Annotated in this window: 16 protein-coding genes and 1 CRISPR repeat array; of the genes, 7 read left to right on the top strand and 9 right to left on the bottom strand. The window is 52.5% G+C overall.

The annotated features are described in order from the left end of the window. Positions 1-27: 27 nt before the first annotated feature. The 3 genes from purD to H3L92_RS11585 all read right to left on the bottom strand — a co-directional run bounded on the left by purD (position 28) and on the right by H3L92_RS11585 (position 3,281). The gene (gene purD / locus H3L92_RS11595; RefSeq protein WP_085365259.1) at positions 28-1,299 is read right to left on the bottom strand and encodes a phosphoribosylamine--glycine ligase; all 1,272 of its coding nucleotides are present in this window, start codon (positions 1,297-1,299) and stop codon (positions 28-30) included. Positions 1,300-1,614: 315 nt separating this feature from the next. Further along, the gene (locus H3L92_RS11590) at positions 1,615-2,226 is read right to left on the bottom strand and encodes an IMPACT family protein (RefSeq protein WP_085365260.1); all 612 of its coding nucleotides are present in this window, start codon (positions 2,224-2,226) and stop codon (positions 1,615-1,617) included. 2 nt (positions 2,227-2,228) lie between these two features. Continuing rightward, entirely contained in the window at positions 2,229-3,281 is a 1,053-nt protein-coding gene (locus tag H3L92_RS11585) for a threonine aldolase family protein (protein ID WP_085365261.1), read from the bottom strand. A gap of 320 nt (positions 3,282-3,601) precedes the next feature. On the opposite strand from H3L92_RS11585, the gene cas9 reads away from it, so the two are divergent. The 3 genes from cas9 to cas2 all read left to right on the top strand — a co-directional run bounded on the left by cas9 (position 3,602) and on the right by cas2 (position 8,117). Next, positions 3,602-6,826: a type II CRISPR RNA-guided endonuclease Cas9 gene (gene cas9 / locus H3L92_RS11580; protein ID WP_085365262.1), complete on the top strand. Its 3,225-nt coding sequence runs from the start codon at positions 3,602-3,604 to the stop codon at positions 6,824-6,826. A gap of 63 nt (positions 6,827-6,889) precedes the next feature. Beyond that, positions 6,890-7,798, top strand: coding sequence for a type II CRISPR-associated endonuclease Cas1 (cas1, locus tag H3L92_RS11575; RefSeq protein ID WP_085365263.1), 909 nt, complete (start codon positions 6,890-6,892; stop codon positions 7,796-7,798). Further along, positions 7,791-8,117: a CRISPR-associated endonuclease Cas2 gene (cas2, locus tag H3L92_RS11570; protein ID WP_085365264.1), complete on the top strand. Its 327-nt coding sequence runs from the start codon at positions 7,791-7,793 to the stop codon at positions 8,115-8,117. The genes cas1 and cas2 overlap by 8 nt, the downstream gene beginning before the upstream one ends. A 63-nt stretch (positions 8,118-8,180) precedes the next feature. After that, positions 8,181-9,668: a CRISPR direct-repeat array (repeat unit 36 nt; unit sequence ATTGTAGCACTACGAGATGAGAGAGGAAGCTACAAC). A gap of 155 nt (positions 9,669-9,823) precedes the next feature. On the opposite strand, the gene H3L92_RS11565 is transcribed toward cas2, so the two are convergent. From H3L92_RS11565 to H3L92_RS11550, 4 genes are all read right to left on the bottom strand, one after another. Beyond that, a complete protein-coding gene (locus tag H3L92_RS11565; protein WP_085365265.1) occupies positions 9,824-10,756 on the bottom strand; it encodes an electron transfer flavoprotein subunit alpha/FixB family protein in 933 nt (310 codons plus the stop codon). A gap of 13 nt (positions 10,757-10,769) precedes the next feature. Beyond that, a complete protein-coding gene (locus H3L92_RS11560) occupies positions 10,770-11,519 on the bottom strand; it encodes an electron transfer flavoprotein subunit beta/FixA family protein (RefSeq protein ID WP_085365266.1) in 750 nt (249 codons plus the stop codon). A gap of 221 nt (positions 11,520-11,740) precedes the next feature. Then, complete coding sequence (gene waaC, locus H3L92_RS11555; protein WP_085365267.1) at positions 11,741-12,715, bottom strand: lipopolysaccharide heptosyltransferase I; 975 nt, start codon at positions 12,713-12,715, stop codon at positions 11,741-11,743. Between the two features lie 50 nt (positions 12,716-12,765). Then, entirely contained in the window at positions 12,766-13,401 is a 636-nt protein-coding gene (locus H3L92_RS11550; protein WP_085365268.1) for a nicotinamidase, read from the bottom strand. A gap of 104 nt (positions 13,402-13,505) precedes the next feature. Here H3L92_RS11550 and tsaA point away from each other — a divergent pair, with 104 nt between their 5' ends. After that, the gene (gene tsaA / locus H3L92_RS11545) at positions 13,506-14,189 is read left to right on the top strand and encodes a tRNA (N6-threonylcarbamoyladenosine(37)-N6)-methyltransferase TrmO (protein WP_085365329.1); all 684 of its coding nucleotides are present in this window, start codon (positions 13,506-13,508) and stop codon (positions 14,187-14,189) included. Between the two features lie 254 nt (positions 14,190-14,443). Continuing rightward, complete coding sequence (locus H3L92_RS11540) at positions 14,444-14,965, top strand: superoxide dismutase family protein (protein WP_085365269.1); 522 nt, start codon at positions 14,444-14,446, stop codon at positions 14,963-14,965. A 311-nt stretch (positions 14,966-15,276) separates the two neighbouring features. Here H3L92_RS11540 and H3L92_RS11535 read toward each other — a convergent pair whose 3' ends face one another. Both H3L92_RS11535 and H3L92_RS11530 read right to left on the bottom strand, forming a co-directional pair. After that, positions 15,277-16,164 (bottom strand): DegV family protein, encoded by an 888-nt coding sequence (locus tag H3L92_RS11535; protein ID WP_158088141.1) that lies wholly within the window; start codon positions 16,162-16,164, stop codon positions 15,277-15,279. A gap of 267 nt (positions 16,165-16,431) precedes the next feature. Next, on the bottom strand, positions 16,432-17,382 hold the full coding sequence (locus H3L92_RS11530; RefSeq protein WP_085365271.1) for a D-2-hydroxyacid dehydrogenase: 951 nt from the start codon (positions 17,380-17,382) through the stop codon (positions 16,432-16,434). Between the two features lie 151 nt (positions 17,383-17,533). Between H3L92_RS11530 and H3L92_RS11525 the strand changes: the two genes are divergently transcribed. Both H3L92_RS11525 and H3L92_RS11520 read left to right on the top strand, forming a co-directional pair. Then, a complete protein-coding gene (locus tag H3L92_RS11525) occupies positions 17,534-17,761 on the top strand; it encodes a DUF2061 domain-containing protein (RefSeq protein WP_085365272.1) in 228 nt (75 codons plus the stop codon). Positions 17,762-17,815: 54 nt separating this feature from the next. Next, positions 17,816-18,142 carry an FKBP-type peptidyl-prolyl cis-trans isomerase gene (locus H3L92_RS11520; protein ID WP_085365273.1) on the top strand — a complete coding sequence of 109 codons (327 nt, stop codon included), beginning with the start codon at positions 17,816-17,818 and terminating at the stop codon, positions 18,140-18,142. Positions 18,143-18,166: the final 24 nt, after the last annotated feature.

Raw genomic sequence — 18,166 nt, 5'->3', positions numbered from 1 at the left:
ACGGCCTGAAGCCGCATAAGGCAACACTTAACGGTTAACCGCCTTATCGGCAATATCCGTTCGGTATTGCATACCGTTAAAGCGGATTTTCTCCAAAGCCTGATAGGCCCGGGCTTTGGCTGCGGCCACACCGTCGCCCAAGCCGACCACGCACAATACGCGGCCGCCGTTGGTGAGGATTTCGCCCGCTCCGCCGGCGGCGGTGCCGGCATGAAATACTTTGCCGATCCGGTCTGCTTCTTGCAAGCCGTTGATAACGTCGCCTTTTTTCGGTGTTTCGGGATAGTTTTCCGCCGCCAGCACCACGCCGACTGAGGTTTGCGGGTTCCATTCGGCAGATACGGTATCCAGCCTGCCGTCGATGGCGGCGGCCACCAAATCCGACAAATCGCTGTCGAGGCGGCTCATAATCGGCTGGGTTTCGGGGTCGCCGAAGCGGCAGTTGAATTCGATGGTGTAGGGCGCACCGTCGGCAGCAATCATCAGGCCGGCGTATAAAAACCCTGTAAATTCATGGCCTTCTGCCTTCATGCCCCGCACGGTGGGCAGAATGATTTCGTTCATGGCGCGCTCGTACACGGCGGGCGTAACCACCGGCGCGGGGCTGTATGCGCCCATACCGCCGGTGTTGGGGCCGTTATCGCCGTCGAGCAGGCGTTTGTGGTCTTGGCTGGTGGCCATCGGCAGCACGTGTTCGCCGTCCACCATCACGATAAAGCTGGCCTCTTCACCCTGTAAAAAGTCTTCAATCACCACGCGTGCGCCGGCATTGCCTATTTTGTTGCCCAGCAGCATATCGTCGACGGCGGCATGCGCTTCATCAGCAGTCATCGCCACAATCACGCCTTTACCCGCCGCCAGGCCGTCGGCCTTAATCACAATCGGCGCGCCTTTTCGCTTGAGATATTCGTGGGCTTGTTCCGCGTTATCAAAGGTTTGGTATTGCGCGGTGGGAATACCGTATTTTTTCATAAAGGCTTTGGCGAAATCTTTCGAGCTTTCCAGTTGCGCGGCATAGCGGCTGGGGCCGAAGATTTTCAAACCGGCGGCGCGGAAATCGTCCACGATACCGGCGGCCAGCGGCGCTTCAGGGCCGACCAGCGTGAAGGCGATGTTTTCGCGCCGGCAGAAATCAATCAAATCGGCATGGTCGGTAAGGGCGAGATTGCGCAGCTTAGGTTCGGTTGCCGTGCCCGCGTTGCCGGGGGCGACGAAAACGGTTGCCACTTTGGGCGATTGCGCCAATTTCCAAGCCAGGGCGTGTTCGCGCCCGCCGCTGCCGATAACGAGTAATTTCATGATTATTCCTTGATTAAAAACAGAATTTTAAATAGGTTTGAGCATCGGATTATAACCGATTTGAGGCCGCTGCCGCAGCATAAAAGCCGGAATCTTTACCGCCAAAGACCTTTGAAAATATCTTACAGGCCGAGACCTTTGCAAAAATACGTTTTAATCCTGAATTTATTTATGTTTCGTCATACCCGGGCTTGACCCGGGTATCTGTTATTATTTCTTTTGAAACAAAAAGATGCTCGGGCCAAACCCGAGCATGACGCAGAAGTTTTAAGATACCGAAAGGAATTTTGCAAAAGTCTCCGTCCGCCAATATTTTCAGACGGCCTCTTCAAGCCGCACCTCAATCGCGCGCGTCTGCTCCCAAGCAGCCAGACAGGCGGTGTAATTTGCCAGCGGTATGCTCACTGTTAAGCGGCAGTCGAGCTGCAAATCCTGCGCCACCACTTCCGCCTGATGCTGCCGGGCGATGCGGATGGCGTCGTTCAGATGCGGGTAGCCGCAACGCAGCCAAACCGTTTTTTCAATGTTTTTTTCTAATTTTTCAGCCAGTTGCAACGCTTCGGCGGCGGAGGTTTTGTAGGCATGAATCAAGCCCGGCACGCCCAGCAGCGTGCCGCCGAAATAGCGCACCACCACAACCAACACATCGGTTAACCCCGCCGAATCAATCTGCCCCAAAATCGGGCGACCGGCGCTGCCGGAAGGTTCGCCGTCGTCGTTGGCGCGGAAAGTGTTGCCGTCGGTGCCCAACCGGTAGGCATAGCACCAATGGCGCGCCTTGTGGTGTGCCTCGCGCAGGGCATCGACATGTTTTTTGACGGCCTCGGCGGTTTTCACGGGGTAAGCGAAGGCGATAAAGCGGCTGCCTTTGTCTTTGAATTCGGCCTGCACAGGCGCCGCGATGGTGTGGTAAACCGTGGCGTTCATGCTTATACCGCCTCCGCCGCCTGCCGCACCGCTGCCAACAGCGCATCAACGTCTTCTTCGCGCGTGTCGAAACTGCACACGAAGCGCGATGTGCCTTGTGCGTCCCAATCATAAAAATAAGTATGCTCGCGTACCTTGTCTGCCGCGCCTTGCGGCAGTTTCACAAACACGGCATTCGCTTCGGTGGGGTAAACCAATTCCACGCCGCCAATGGTTTGCAGACCGTCTGAAAGCCTTTTCGCCATCTCGTTGGCCTGCTGCGCCGTTTCACGCCACAAATCCCCTGCCAACAGCGCAATAAACTGTGCCGAAATAAAACGCATTTTGGAAGCCAGTTGCAGATTGAGTTTGCGCAGATATTTAAGGCCGTCTGAAACCCTGTCGGGATTCAACACCACCACGCATTCACCAAACAGCAGGCCGTTTTTGGTGCCGCCGAACGAGAGAATATCCACCCCCGCATCCGTGGTGATTTCGCGCAGCGGCGCGCCCAGCGCGGCGGCGGCATTGGCCAGGCGCGCGCCATCCATATGCAGCGCCATGCCGTGTTCGCGGCAGAACGCGCCGATAGCGCGGATTTCCTGCGGCGTATAGACCGTGCCCAACTCGGTGCTTTGCGTGATGCTGGCCGCCAACGGCTGGGCGCGGTGCTCGAAACCGTAGCCGTATGCCTCACGAGCAATAAGCTCGGGCGTGAGCTTGCCGTTTTCCGCCGCAACCGTCCACAGCTTAAAGCCGCCCACCGCTTGCGGCGCCGTGCTTTCGTCTGCATTGATGTGCGCCGTTTCCGCACACACCACCGCGCCCCAGCGCGGCAGGCAGGCCTGCAAAGCCAACACGTTCGCGCCCGTGCCGTTAAACACCGGAAACGCCTCGACCCGTTCGCCGAAATGCCGCTTTACCAGCGTTTGCAGATGTGCGGTATAAGGATCGTTGCCATACGCGCCCACATGGCCGCCGTTGGCCGCCGCAAGCGCAGCAAGAATTTCGGGATGCGCCCCGGAATAATTGTCGGAAGCGAAAGTATGCGAGCGGGGATTGTGCAGTGGAATCATGATTGTGCCTTCATGGAACATAGAGATTAAAGGCCGTCTGAAACCTTTTCAGACGGCCTGTTTCGTTGGGGTGGATTTTAACAGATTATCTAAGACGATGCCCCTGACCGGAAATCCGGCCAGGGGCTCATACATTTCTGTATTTTACGTCGCGGCACGTCTTTTAGACGGCCTTATTGTAGCAACGGCTCTCATCTCGTAATGCGACAATGGTTTGAATTATAAATTCGACCCACATGACTGTCAAATATTTATTTGTTATGTTAATTAGTGTTATTATTTTGCTTGTTTGTTAACAGCTTTATTTACAAAGGGAAAAAATGAAAGCAACTACTCACAGATATATTCTTGGTTTGGATCTAGGCATTGCTTCGGTTGGTTGGGCGTTGGTGTGGGTGGATGAAAATGAGTACCCCATCGGCCTGCTGGATTGCGGAGTGCGGACGTTTGAGCGCGCAGAAGTGCCGAAAACCGGCGAATCGTTGGCATTGGCCCGGCGTACCGCGCGCAGTATCCGCCGTTTAATCCGCCGCCGGGCACACCGCCTGTTGCGCCTGCGCCGTCTGTTAAAACGCGAAGGGCTGCTGACGGCGGCAGATTTTGCTGCCGACGGCCTGCCCGTTGCCATGCCGGTAGATACTTGGCAGCTGCGCGTACAAGGGTTAGACAGAAAGCTGGCAGAAAAAGAATGGGCGGCAGTATTACTGCATTTGGTCAAACATCGCGGTTATCTGTCGCAGCGTAAAAGCGAGATGCAAACGGAAGATAAGGAGCTGGGCAGGCTGCTGGCAGGAGTGGCAGAGAATCACAAACTGCTGGCAGATAATCCCGGGCAATACCGAACGCCGGCAGAGTTGGCAGTAAAACTGTTTGCCGAGAAGAGTGGCCACCTGCGCAATAAAGGCGGCAACTATTCCCACACCTTCAACCGCCTGGATTTGCAAAAAGAACTGCATTTATTGTTTGCTAAGCAGCGCGAATTGGGGAATCCGTTTACTTCAGTAGAATTGGAGGCGAAAGTAGACAATTTGCTGATGACGCAGCGCAGTGCCCTACAGGGTGAGGCGGTGTTGAAAATGCTGGGTAAATGTACGTTTGAGCCGTCTGAATACAAAGCCGCGAAAAATACCTACAGTGCGGAGCGTTTTATCTGGCTGACCAAGCTGAATAATTTGCGCATTCTGCACAACGGCGAGGAACGGGCGCTAAACGAACATGAGCGGAAACTGCTATTGGACGAGCCTTATAAGAAAGCCAAACTAACTTACGCACAAGTACGCAAAATATTGGGGCTACCTGAAAGCGCAGTATTCAAAGGGCTGCGCTACGGTAAAGATTCAGACGGCCTGAAAACCGAAAGTGGTGCGCTGATGGAAATGAAGGCCTATCATAAAATCCGCACGGTTTTAGAAAAAGCGGGCTTGAAAGGCGAATGGGAAAACCGTATCCGCAATCCAGAAGTGATTGATGCGATTGGTACGGCGTTTTCACTTTATAAAACCGACAACGACATTCAGACAGCCTTGGCCGGCTGGGCGCTGCCTGAGCAGGTGTTGGAGGCTTTATTAAAAGGTTTGAGCTTTGATAAATTTATCGAATTATCTTTACCGGCATTGGCCAAAATTCTGCCGTTAATGGAACAGGGGTTGCGCTATGACGAAGCCTGCGCGCAGATTTACGGCAACCACTATGGCGCAAAAACACAGCAAGATAATTTGCTGCTGCCGGTGATTCATGCCGACGATATCCGCAATCCCGTGGTATTCCGTACGCTCACACAGGCACGCAAAGTAGTTAACGCCATTATCCGCCGCTACGGTTCGCCGCTGCGTGTGCATATTGAAACGGCACGCGAATTGGGCAAATCGTATAAGGACCGCAAAGAAATTGAAAAACGGCAGGAGGAAAACCGTAAAGAACGCGAGCGCGCAGTGGCCGAATTCAAAGAATATTTCCCTCACTTTACAGGCGAACCGAAAGGGCAAGACATTCTGAAAATGCGGCTCTATAAGCAACAGCAAGGCAAATGCCTGTATTCGGGCGTGCCGTTGGATTTAGGCCGTCTGAACGAAAAAGGTTATGTGGAAATCGATCACGCGCTGCCTTTTTCCCGCACTTGGGACGACAGTTTTAATAACAAAGTGCTGGTGCTCGGCAGCGAAAACCAGAAAAAACGCAACCAAACGCCTTATGAATACCTTGACGGAGCAGAAAATAGTGAGCGCTGGCGTGAATTTCAGGCACGGGTAGCAGGCTGCCATTTTCCGTATGCAAAAAAACAGCGGATTCAGACGGCCAAACTCAACGAACAGGATTTTATTGAACGTAATCTGAATGATACGCGCTATATCGCCCGTTTTTTGTGCACCTTTATCGAACACAACCTGCATTTGGAGGGTAAAGGCAAACGGCGGGTATTTGCTTCAAACGGACAGATTACCAGCTTGCTGCGCGGTTTATGGGGCTTGTGCAAAGTGCGTGAAGAAAACGACCGCCATCACGCCTTAGACGCTGTTGTAGTGGCATGCTCCACCGTATCAATGCAACAAAAAATCACCCAAGCCATGCAACGGCGTGAATCGCTGGAAATAGTGGATACGGAAACCGGCGAGGTCAAACAGCGTATTCCGCAACCGTGGGATTTTTTCCGGCAGGAAGTGATGATTCGTGTATTCAGCGACAATCCGCGTGAAGAACTGGCGGCAAAGCTCGATGCCCGTCCGCAGACGTTACACGAATACGTTACTCCGCTGTTTGTTTCACGCGCGCCGAACCGCAAGATGACCGGACAAGGACACTTGGAAACCATTAAATCTGCCAAACGCCTGTCTGAAAATATCAGCGTGGTTAAAAAACCGCTTACTTCTTTGAAAACCAAAGATATTGAAAAAATCGTCGGCTATCCGAACCGTGAACCAGCCCTGTATGCCGCATTGCAAGAACGGCTGGCCGCATACAATGACGATCCCGCCAAAGCTTTTTCCGAGCCGTTTTACAAACCGGCAAAAGACGGGCAACAAGGCTCGTTGGTAAAAGCGGTGCGGGTGGAAGATGTACAGAAAACCGGCGTGATGGTACGCAAAGACAGCAACGGTATTCCCCAAGGTATTGCCGATAATGCCACAATGGTGCGGGTGGATGTGTTCGGTAAAGGCGGGAAAAATTATTTGGTGCCGGTATATGCTTGGCAGGTGGCTAAGGGTATTTTACCGAATCGGGCAATAATAGCATTTAAAGATGAAATTGATTGGGAACTTATTGATGAAAGTTTTACATTCAGATTTTCTTTATATTCAAATGATTTGGTAGAGGTTATCACTAAAAAAGGTCGAATTTTTGGATATTTTGCTGGTTGTCATCGTGGTACGGGCAATATCAATATTCGTATTCATGATCTAGATAATAAATTTGGCAAAAATGGCGTTTTGGAAGGTATTGGTGTCAAAACTGCCCAGTCTTTCCAAAAATACCAAACCGACCCTTTAGGCAAAGAAATCCGCCTATGTAAACCCGAACAACGCCCTGTTTTAAAAATCAAAAAATAAAGCAATCTCCAGACTATCTGAACTGTTTCAGGTAGTCTGTTTTTTATCAAGGAGAATAATCCGATGACTTGGCGCAGTATTTTAATCAGCAAACCTGCCCGCCTGTCGTTACAACAAAATCATTTGCTGATTCAACAAGACGACATTATTCCCGTGCCATTGGAAGATATTGCCGTGATTGTGGTCGAAGCACGCGAAGTAGTGCTTACAGCCCCGCTTTTATCAGCACTGGCGCAATACGGTGTAACCCTACTCACCTGCGATGAACAGTTTCTACCCTGCGGGCAATGGCTGCCGTTCGCCCAATATCACCGCAGCCTGAAAATCCTGAAATACCAGATGGAAATGTCTCTGCCGCATAAAAAACAACTTTGGCAGCAGATTGTCAAACAGAAAATCCGCAATCAGGCTTGGCTGCTGGATTATAGCGGACACGATATCGCCGCAGGCCGTCTGAACGCATTGGCCGACGGCGTTAAATCCGGTGATAAAGACTTTGCCGAAAGTCAGGCCGCCGCACTGTATTTCCGCGTACTCTTCGGCGACCAGTTCGCCCGCAGCCACGACAATGCCGTCAATGCCTGTCTGAATTACGGTTACAGTATCGTGCGTTCCGCCGTTTCCCGATCTTTGGTTCAATATGGCTTTTTACCCGCACTCGGGCTTCAACACCGCAGCGAATTGAATGCCTTCAATCTGGCCTATGACTTTATCGAACCTTACCGCCCGCTAGTGGATTTACTGGTATGGGAAAGCCGGCTTGCAGACGAACTGCCAGGCATACTTACGCCGAAAATCAAACAAAAGTTAGTGTCGCTGCTGCATTGTCAAATCAAACTAGATGGTCGCAGTTACTCTCTCTTGGCAGCAATCGATCGTACCGTTCAATCTTTTCAGGCAGCCCTAACCGGCAACTCAAAAAACTTGAAACTCCCCGAGATGCTTCCTTTAAAGGTACAAGATTATGAGTGAGGCCAAATTTATGCGCTTAATCGTATTTTTCGACCTACCTGTAACCACTGCGGAAAAACGCAAAGCCGCCAACCAATTCCGTCAATTTCTGCAAAAAGACGGTTATCAAATGCTGCAATTATCCGTTTACTCCCGCATCGTACGCGGCCGTGATGCGTTGCAGAAACACCACAATCGATTGAAAGCACACCTACCCGAAGAAGGCCAAGTACGCTATTTAGAGGTAACTGAAAAGCAATTTGCAGGCATGATTATGCTGATTGGCGAGCCCAAACCCCGTGAAAAAAAGGTCAATGCCGACCAATTATTACTATTTTAGCGTGGTTTTAAAAACGATAAAAAAGCCTGAAATCCTTATCAAATAAGGATTTCAGGCTTGAGTATTGTAGCACTACGAGATGAGAGAGGAAGCTACAACGAAATGTGCAAAGACTACGTTAAAAACGGCATTGTAGCACTACGAGATGAGAGAGGAAGCTACAACGTAGCAGCAGTAGCAGGAGTAGCGGTAATAATTGTAGCACTACGAGATGAGAGAGGAAGCTACAACTAGCGGTTAAGTTATCTACCGTATCGGCGGATTGTAGCACTACGAGATGAGAGAGGAAGCTACAACTCGCACGAAACAGCCTGAAAAATACGCAAAATTGTAGCACTACGAGATGAGAGAGGAAGCTACAACGCCTATTACACCGTAACGCCCGAACCCGAAATTGTAGCACTACGAGATGAGAGAGGAAGCTACAACTCACCACGCCGCATATCATAGCGTCATCTGATTGTAGCACTACGAGATGAGAGAGGAAGCTACAACGACCGATAAAGGCTGGGTTGAAAGCAGGTAATTGTAGCACTACGAGATGAGAGAGGAAGCTACAACTCCACGTCTGCGGGGTCGGTAAACATATCGATTGTAGCACTACGAGATGAGAGAGGAAGCTACAACCGTAATCGAGCGCAATGGCATATCACGCAGATTGTAGCACTACGAGATGAGAGAGGAAGCTACAACGCATGACCGGCGCCACCCTGAAAATTCTGGATTGTAGCACTACGAGATGAGAGAGGAAGCTACAACTGATAACCATCAGCCACCCGGAAAAAGATGATTGTAGCACTACGAGATGAGAGAGGAAGCTACAACCCGAAAGGCATCAGCATGGAAACCAAAAAAATTGTAGCACTACGAGATGAGAGAGGAAGCTACAACGTAGTAGTAGTAGTAGCGGTAGTAGTAGTAATTGTAGCACTACGAGATGAGAGAGGAAGCTACAACCAGATTGAAGCGCGTATTGGCACTATACGAATTGTAGCACTACGAGATGAGAGAGGAAGCTACAACTTGAAACGCTTGCGAGCCGCCGAACAAAACATTGTAGCACTACGAGATGAGAGAGGAAGCTACAACGCTGGACGCAGCCGCAAACCAATGAAAGGAATTGTAGCACTACGAGATGAGAGAGGAAGCTACAACACCATACGCCAGATGGCAACTGCTGCCGTCATTGTAGCACTACGAGATGAGAGAGGAAGCTACAACGCCAGCTTGATATTTACAACGTGGATAAAAATTGTAGCACTACGAGATGAGAGAGGAAGCTACAACGGCCAACGCAACGATTTGGCCGAGTGGCAGATTGTAGCACTACGAGATGAGAGAGGAAGCTACAACGTGGCCGTTGGGGTGCAGCCAGCCCTTGTTATTGTAGCACTACGAGATGAGAGAGGAAGCTACAACTTACTCAGCGGCAGATTGCCCTTGCCCTCGATTGTAGCACTACGAGATGAGAGAGGAAGCTACAACACCTGCTATGCAAGGCAGCTGTGTCCTTGCATTGTAGCACTACGAGATGAGAGAGGAGGCTACGGCCAGTCGCTGTTGCGCCATCTGAAACTCATAGTTGCAGCACTACCAGATGAAAATTTTGTATACCAACTTGATTTCAATAAAAGCCGAGCATCTATTAACAACTGATGCTCGGCTTTTACAATAACATCTGGAATATATTGTTTCACGTGAAACGTTCAACTTTTTAGGGCTGTGGTTAATTGCGGCACGATGTCGAACAGGTCGCCGACAATACCGTAATCGGACACGCTGAAAATAGGAGCATCCGGGTCTTTGTTTATCGCTACGATTACTTTGCTGTCCTGCATGCCGGCGGTGTGCTGGATGGCGCCGGAAATACCGATGGCAAAATAGAGTTGCGGGGCGACCACTTTGCCGGTTTGGCCCACTTGGGCGTCGTTCGGGGCATATTCGGCATCGACGGCGGCGCGGGATGCACCGATAGCAGCGCCGAAAATATCGGCCAACGGCATAAGGAGGGCATTGAACTGTTCGGCGCTGCCCAGCGCCCGCCCGCCGGCCACTACCACTTTGGCTTGGGTGAGTTCGGGGCGGTCAGATTGGGTGAGTTCGCGTTTCACAAAACGGCTCAGGTTTTGTGCAGGCGCGGCTTCTACTGTTTGTATTTGGGCATTGCCGCCGTTTTCTGCCGCATCAAATGAGGTGGCGCGGAAAGTGAGCACCAGTTTCGGCGCATCGCTCTGCACGGTTTCAAAAGCATTACCTGCATAAATAGGCCGGATAAATGTTTTATTATCAACAACTTCGGTTAAATCAGAAATCTGCGGCGCATCGAGCAGGGCGGCAATGCGGGGAAGCAGGTTTTTACCGAAAGCGGTGGCGGTGGCGCCGATATACCGGTAATCTCCGGCCAGCTTTACCACCAACGGGGTAATTTCTTCGGCAAGCGCTTCGCCGTAATAAGGGGCATCTGCCAGCAAAACTTTAGTTACGCCGTTGATTTGCCTGGCAGATTCGGCTATTGCGGCAGCATTGCTGCCGGCCACCAGAATATGCACTTCACCGAGTTTGGCGGCAGCGGTAACGGCGTGCAGGGTGGCGGGGTTTAACTGTTGGTTATTGTGTTCTGCAATAATTAAAACGCTCATGTCTCACCCCTTCTCAAATAACTTTGGCTTCGTTTTTCAATTTTTCAACCAGTTCGGCAACGCTGCCTACTTTGATGCCGGCTTGGCGCGGCTTAGGCTCGGCAACTTTCACAACGTTGGTTTTCGGGCTGATGTCCACACCCAAATCGGCCAGCGTGGTTTTTTCGAGCGGCTTTTTCTTGGCTGCCATGATATTGGGCAGTTTTACGAAACGCGGCTCGTTCAAACGCAAATCGGCGCTGATTACGGCAGGCAGTTTCAAAGCCAGCGTTTCTTCTCCGCCGTCCACTTCGCGGGTAACCAGCACTTCATCGTTTTCCAGCACCACTTTGCAGGCAAACGTGCCTTGCGCGGCGCCGAGCAGGGCGGCCAGCATTTGCGCGGTTTGGTTGGCATCGTCGTCAATGGCCTGTTTGCCCAGCAATAAAAGCTGCGGCACTTCTTTGTCGGCAACGGCTTTCAGCAGTTTGGCTACCGCCAGCGGCTCCAGTTTGGCATCGGTTTCCACATGAACGGCACGGTCGGCACCCATTGCCAAAGCGGTGCGCAGGGTTTCTTCGCTTTTTTTGCCGCCCAACGACACGGCCACGATTTCGCTGATCTTGCCTGCTTCTTTCAGGCGCACGGCTTCTTCTACGGCCACTTCGTCAAACGGGTTCATCGACATTTTGACATTGTCGATATCCACATCCGAACCGTCGGCTTTTACGCGGACTTTAACGTTGTAATCCACCACTCGTTTTACGGCAACCAGTGCTTTCATAAACTCTCCTTGAGCCGGGCTTCCGGCAGTAATCGGTTAAACGGTTTTTGCAGAAAAAACAAAACGTCCGTTCTGCAAAAACGGCTCGCACCGCCAAACAGAATAGGGATTATACCCGAATTAAAGTAATTGCTCTCAAGCATTTATATGATGTATGGCAAATATCGGGAAACTACACAGGCCGTCTGAAAACGGCATGATGGCAGCCCTGCTTTCATTTTTCAGACGGCCTCGGATTTGGCCCGAATACATGATAACAAGCTCTGATACACATCTTCCGCATCAGGAATCTGCGCCACATTGCCGAGATTCACCGCCCACGGCGAAACCTGTACGCCGGTTTTTGCCGGGTCGGTATCGGTATAGATGCCGACAACAGGCGTATCCAGCGCATTGGCAAGGTGCAGCAGGCCGGTATCCACGCCGATCACGCCGGCGGCATTATCAAGCAGGAAGGCGGCCTGCAACAGGTTCAGTTTGTCGCACACGCGGGCAAACGGCAGTTTGGCAGCGATGTTTTCCGCCCGCAGTTTTTCCGCTTCGTTACCCCACGGCAGGTAAACGGGGCTGCCGCTGCCATCATACAGCTTTTGCAATAAGTTGAGCCAACAATCCTGCGGCCACAGTTTGCTGTCGCGGCTGGTGGCGTGCAGGGCAACGTAATAATGTTCGGGCAGATTGTTCAGACGGCCTTCCGGCGGCACTACCAAACCGAAACGCTGCTCGGCGGGCATTTCGTAGCCGAATGCCTGTGCAAACAAAGCGCGGTTGCGCCAAACGGCATCTCTGCCCTTGGGCACGGCATAAGTTTGGTTATAGGTTAGCGCCGCCCAACGTTCGCGCGCGCTGTTGAAATCCAAGCCTTTCACAGGCGCATTGGCAGTTTTCGCAAACAGCGCGCTCTTCATCAATCCTTGGCTGTCTAACACAAAATCGAATTGCTGCCGTTGCAAAACGTTTTTCAGACGGCCTATTTCGCACCATGTTTCCGCCCGGTTCAATTGTTTGCGCCATTGCCGCCAGCGCATCGCGTGCACTTCTTTCACAAACGGATGCAGACGGGCGATGTCGGCAAAACCCGCTTCGCTCAACCAATGCAGTTCCACATCGGGGCGCATACGCGATAAATCGCTCACCGCAGGCAGTGTGTGGATTAAATCGCCCATGCTCGAGAGCCTTACCAACAGTATTTTCATTGCGCCAAATCCGTCAATAACCGTCATGTTTCACGTGGAACACAATCAAACTATTGATTTTTAATATAATCTGAAATCGCATCGGCGTTTTCCAACACCACCGCGCCGGCATCTATCATTTCGTTCCATGCCGTTTCCACGGTTTCAGGCGCGATGCCCCGGCATGCTGCCGCATTCACGACCACTTTCCAGCCGCCGCCTTTTAAAAGCTGCAAAACCGTTGTTTTTACACAATAATCCGTGGCCAATCCGCCCACAATAATGATTTCTGCCCCTTTGCTGCGCAACCATTCGAGCAACCCCGTGCTGAGCTTTTCGCCGATATCGTGAAAACAGGCGCCGTAAGGGTGGAACTCGGGGTCGACGCCTTTCCATACGCAATAATCGTATTCTTTGGCCGAGGGCAGGCCGTCGAGCAGCTCGTAGCCCCTGCTGCCCACAATCGCGTGGGAAACCCAGGTAACATCGGCTTCGGGCAGGCCGGTGGGCTTGAGCATATCGGCCGCATCCGCCACCAGCCATTTGGCAGCGGGGCTATGCGCGTCTTTCGTCATCACCCGCAAATCCGCCAATGCAGCCTGCGCATTCAGCTCCGCCACAATCGTATCGCCTTCAACCACCGGCAGCTCATTCGGGCACAACGGCGAAAAGGTTTTCTGGGCATCAACGTCTATCGACACTATCATATAAACAGGCTCTCGGTTTTCAGCAGCCGCCATTATAGCAAAGGCCGTCTGAAACCGATAACGGTGTTATGATGCGCCTTTCCAACGGCTTTTCAGACGGCCTTATGCAACACACCATCACCCCCATCGCCACCGTGCATTCCCCCTACAAGCAGAAATTCGGCGTTGCCCGCCAGCCCGGCCTCGTGCCTGCCGCCGAAGTGTGCATCGAGCTTGAGCCGGCTTTTTCCGCCGACAGCGTGCGCGGTTTGGAAAATTTCGATTATGTGTGGATCAGCTTTATTTTCCACGACGTTTTAAACGAAGGCTGGTCGCCGCTGGTGCGGCCGCCGCGCTTGGGCGGCAAACAGAAAATGGGCGTGTTTGCCACCCGCAGCCCGCACCGGCCCAACCATCTCGGCCTGTCGCTGCTGAAGCTCGAACGCATCGAAACCGCCCGCCCCGTTCGCCTGTATTGCAGCGGCGCCGACCTGCTCGACGGCACGCCCGTCGTCGATATCAAGCCCTATATTCCGTTTGTGGAAGCCAAACCCGATGCCGCAGGCGGTTTCGCCGCCGCCAAGCCAAACGAATTGTCGGTAAGCTGGCTGCCCGGCTGTGGCGCGGAGCATCTCACCCAGGCCGAGCGCGACTTAATCGGTCAAAGCATCGCCCAAGACCCGCGCCCCGCCTATCAGGATATTCCCGAGCGGGTGTATGCAATGGATATTTCGGCCTACGGTGTAAAGTTTCAAATCAACGGCAACAACGCCGTGGTGCTGGCGGTAGAAAAGCGCGGTGCGGAATAAATCTACAACAAATTGATTCGTTTGAACTTTAACCTAATCAGGCCGTCTGAATACAATTAAGGCGGAACACCTGCCAAACACCGCTCCCCGCAGCCGGTTTAAAAAACAACACCGGCCCGGTCAAAAAACCGAGCCGTAAGTTTTACCGCTGCCGCCCGTCTAAACCGATGTCTTACACAACAGTTCGTGCCGGGTTCACACCGATCCGTTTTTATGAAACCGGCCCGCTACCCCAAACCGATAAGGAGAATCCCATGAAAAAACTGCTCGCCGCTTTACTTTGCGCCGCTTCTTTCGGCGCCTACGCCCAAACCGACATCATCGTGCCTGTGTCGCGGCTCGACATCGAAAAAGGCAACGCCCCGATCGGTGAAATCCGCATCAGCCAAAGCAAATACGGCGCGGTATTCACCCCCAAACTGCAAGGCTTGAAAGCCGGAATCTACGGTTTTCACGTTCACGAAAAACCCAGTTGCGCCCCAGCCGAAAGCAACGGCAAACTAACGGCCGGCATGGCCGCCGGCGGACACTGGGACCCGAAAAAAACCGGCGCCCACAAAGGCCCGTGGGATGACGGCGGACATTTAGGCGACCTGCCTGCATTGGCCGTGGCCGAAAACGGCCATATCCAACCCGTGGTTGCCCCGCGCATCAAAAACATCAACAGCCTGCGCGGGCACTCGCTGATGATTCACGCCGGCGGCGATAATTACAGTGACCAACCCGCCGCCTTGGGCGGCGGCGGCGCACGCATGGCCTGCGGGGTGATCAAATAAACCGCACAAGGCAAAACCATTTGTTTGGCAACCTTTTCGTCATACTCGGGCTTAGGGTATTTTTATTCCTTGATACCTTTGCGAAACCATCTTGAGGCCGTCTGAAATACCCAACCGTCGTCATACTCGGGCTTGATCCGAGTATGACATGTGTACTTTTTATTCAGTTGGTTCGTATGGCTTAGGCATAATTTTTACAAATATTTCAGGCCGTCTGAAAAATATTCAGACGGCCTGAAATATTTGATAAAGCCCTTACTGCAAAATAACTTAAACCCTCACGACACCCTGGCTTACCGCCGTTTTCCCATTTATTCCGGCAAACGCTCCACAATGCCCACACCCACGGCGTTTAGGCCCAAATAAGCGCCGACCACGGGCGAAACGGGTATGCCGTGTTCCAAATGCAGGCCGGTTTTGGCGTGCAGCTTGCGGGCGAAACGCTGATAGAGTTGGTAATCGCCGCAGTAGCCGCCCGACATCACCAGATGTGCGGGGTTTTTGTCGACCGTCATCACGATAATGGCTTCAATCAGGCGCTCTATCAATTGTTCGTCGTCCTGCACGCTGGCCAGATGCGACGTGCCTTTGTGGTTGAAACGCAAAACGGTTTTCAAACCCAGCCAATCGTTAAACGCCGCGCCCATACGCAGCAGGCCGCCGGTTTTGATGAGTTGTGTCAGCGAATGCACACCGAACAGGATTTCACAGCGCGGTTTCAGCCTTTCGAGATAATCCACCACTTCTTCGGCCGTTTTTCCCGCTTTGAGCAGGCGCACGGCTTCAAGGGCGAAGAAGCCTTCGGGCATACAAGTGGTGCCGGTGTCGACCACATGAATCTTCAGCGTGCCTTCCATTACTTCTGCCGCCCGGCGGATAACGGCGGCGCTTTCGCTTAGTTTGCCGCTGATGGTGGTAACAATGGCTTCTTCATAACCCTGCGATTTCAGATATTGGAAAGTATCGAGCAGGCTTTGCATATCGGGCGGCGAAGTGGCGATTTTTTCTTCGGGGTAGGCGCGCATCCGATCGTAAAACGCTTCGGCTTTCAAGTCCAAGCCTTCGGCATAAGTTTGCCCGCCTATCTGTACGGTCAGGCGCAGCATATGGATCGGGCTGTTGCGGTCGAGTATGCTGTCGAGCATGCTGCTGGAAGTGGCTAAAATGGCGCAGCGGTAGAGTGAATATGAACCGGCCACGGTATCTCCCTTTATTATCGTTGTCAAATAATCAAAAATGAATATAAGCGGTTTCAAATAATGATAAACGGTATATTTTATTCTGTCTATGACAATAAACAAATTGTTTATTTCAAATCTGATTATTTGGCGGCCGGCCGTATGGATTTTATGTTTTTCAGACGGCCTGATGCTTTGCAAAACTGTTTTGATGCCCTGCAAACACTTATTTGCCGTCATACTCGGGCTTGATCCGGGCATGACGGGATAATAGCCGAACAGCAGCGTTCAAACTAGATTCTGCGGCCTGCCCGCTGCAAAACGGTTGATGTTTTCCACCAACATATCAAACAGGCGGTGGCGGGCTTCGGTGCTGCCCCAAGCCATATGCGGCGTAACAATCAGGTTGGGCAGGCGCGCTTTGAGCAGCGGGTTGCCGTTGCGCGGCGGCTCTTCGGTGAGCACGTCGAAGCCCGCCCCGCCCAGCGTGCCGTATTTCAACGCAGCCATCAACGCGTGTTCGTCCACCAAGCCGCCGCGCGCGCAGTTCACCAAAACCGCGCCGGGCTTCATCTGTTGCAGCTCGGCTTCGCCTATCATGCCTGCGGTTTGCTCCGTGAGCGGGCAGTGCAGCGAAATAACGTCGGCACGGCGGATGGCTTCGTCAAACGCCACATATCCTTCGCGCACGCCGTTAGCGTGTTTGTGTTCGCCGAACAACACTTCCATACCGAATGCGCGGGCATAATCGGCCAGCGTGACGCCGATGCCGCCGCGTCCGAAAATCACCAGCGTTTTGCCGTTCAAATCGCGCATGGGCGCGCCGAAATGGCAGAAAAACGGCGACTGCTCCCACACGCCGGCGGCAATATCGCGCTGATAGGCGGGCAGGTTGCGCATCAGGGCAATCATCAGCATAAATGCGTGTTCGGCCACCGAATCGTTGCCGTAGGCACGGATATTGCACACCGCCACGCCCGCTGCTTTGGCCGCCGCCACATCAACGTTGTTTACGCCTGTGGCCGCCACCGCAATCAGTTTCAATTGCGGGTTGGCGGCGATGTGCCCGGCATCAATCACCACTTTGTTGGTAATCACAACCTGCGCGCCTTGAAGGCGTTTTGCCGTATTTTGCGGCTCGGTGTTGCCGTATTCGGCCAATTCGTGTTTGAAATCAAAGCCAAACGGCTTGTCCGCCAGTGTGTCGCGGTCGAGCGCAACAACTTTCAATGTTTCCATAATTATCCTTTGCTATTGAATATTTTAATCTGATTAAATTTAGCTAATTAAATATTGGCAGAATCAAATTTCTTAACCGCCGCCGCCCCGCTATGATGCTAATCAATATCATTTCAGACGGCCTCTTATTAGGCTCTTAAAGGAACCCACCATGTTGAAAACCATCACTTTCGCCATTCTACACTTCGGCGTGGCATTCGGCGTAGCCTACGCCTTAACCGGCAGCATCGGCATTTCGGGCGCGGTGGCGTTAATCGAGCCGCTGGCCAACACGTTTGTGTTTTATTTTCACGAAAAAGCGTGGAACCGCTACGAAAAAAAGAAAAACCTGCGCGCCGGCAAAAGCCGCTTTCCGCTGCACCAATGCGTGGGCAACTGACACCCGTTTTTATGTTATGCTTGCCGCCCCAATCCGATTATAGAAAGCACAACCATGAGCCTGATTATTGAAGATATCGAAACCGGCCACGGCAAAGAAGCCGTGAAAGGCAAAGAAATCACCGTGCACTACACCGGCTGGCTGGAAGACGGCACCAAATTCGATTCCAGCCTCGACCGCCGCCAACCGCTCACCATCACGCTGGGCGTGGGCCAAGTGATTGCCGGCTGGGACGAAGGTTTCGGCGGCACGAAAGAAGGCGGCAAACGCAAGCTGACCATTCCGCCCGAAATGGGCTACGGCGCGCGCGGCGCCGGCGGCGTGATTCCGCCCAACGCCACTTTGGTGTTTGAAGTGGAACTGCTGAAGGTTTACGAATAACCGGCGTGCGGTTCAAACAAACCG

The organism is Neisseria dentiae (assembly GCF_014055005.1).
In the GTDB taxonomy this organism is placed as follows: Bacteria; Pseudomonadota; Gammaproteobacteria; order Burkholderiales; family Neisseriaceae; genus Neisseria; species Neisseria dentiae.
Note: the sequence above shows the minus strand (reverse complement) of the source record. Positions and strands in the feature narration are given on the sequence as shown.

What these genes read in the sequence shown, in the direction of transcription:
- H3L92_RS11550 (WP_085365268.1), bottom strand. Translation starts at nt 13,401, where the DNA reads ATGATAGTGTCGATAGACGTTGATGCCCAGAAAACCTTTTCGCCGTTG.
- H3L92_RS11520 (WP_085365273.1), top strand. Translation starts at nt 17,816, where the DNA reads ATGAGCCTGATTATTGAAGATATCGAAACCGGCCACGGCAAAGAAGCC.
- cas1 (WP_085365263.1), top strand. Translation starts at nt 6,890, where the DNA reads ATGACTTGGCGCAGTATTTTAATCAGCAAACCTGCCCGCCTGTCGTTA.
- H3L92_RS11540 (WP_085365269.1), top strand. Translation starts at nt 14,444, where the DNA reads ATGAAAAAACTGCTCGCCGCTTTACTTTGCGCCGCTTCTTTCGGCGCC.
- purD (WP_085365259.1), bottom strand. Translation starts at nt 1,299, where the DNA reads ATGAAATTACTCGTTATCGGCAGCGGCGGGCGCGAACACGCCCTGGCT.
- H3L92_RS11585 (WP_085365261.1), bottom strand. Translation starts at nt 3,281, where the DNA reads ATGATTCCACTGCACAATCCCCGCTCGCATACTTTCGCTTCCGACAAT.
- H3L92_RS11590 (WP_085365260.1), bottom strand. Translation starts at nt 2,226, where the DNA reads ATGAACGCCACGGTTTACCACACCATCGCGGCGCCTGTGCAGGCCGAA.
- H3L92_RS11560 (WP_085365266.1), bottom strand. Translation starts at nt 11,519, where the DNA reads ATGAAAGCACTGGTTGCCGTAAAACGAGTGGTGGATTACAACGTTAAA.
- waaC (WP_085365267.1), bottom strand. Translation starts at nt 12,715, where the DNA reads ATGAAAATACTGTTGGTAAGGCTCTCGAGCATGGGCGATTTAATCCAC.
- H3L92_RS11565 (WP_085365265.1), bottom strand. Translation starts at nt 10,756, where the DNA reads ATGAGCGTTTTAATTATTGCAGAACACAATAACCAACAGTTAAACCCC.
- H3L92_RS11525 (WP_085365272.1), top strand. Translation starts at nt 17,534, where the DNA reads ATGTTGAAAACCATCACTTTCGCCATTCTACACTTCGGCGTGGCATTC.
- cas9 (WP_085365262.1), top strand. Translation starts at nt 3,602, where the DNA reads ATGAAAGCAACTACTCACAGATATATTCTTGGTTTGGATCTAGGCATT.
- tsaA (WP_085365329.1), top strand. Translation starts at nt 13,506, where the DNA reads ATGCAACACACCATCACCCCCATCGCCACCGTGCATTCCCCCTACAAG.
- cas2 (WP_085365264.1), top strand. Translation starts at nt 7,791, where the DNA reads ATGAGTGAGGCCAAATTTATGCGCTTAATCGTATTTTTCGACCTACCT.
- H3L92_RS11530 (WP_085365271.1), bottom strand. Translation starts at nt 17,382, where the DNA reads ATGGAAACATTGAAAGTTGTTGCGCTCGACCGCGACACACTGGCGGAC.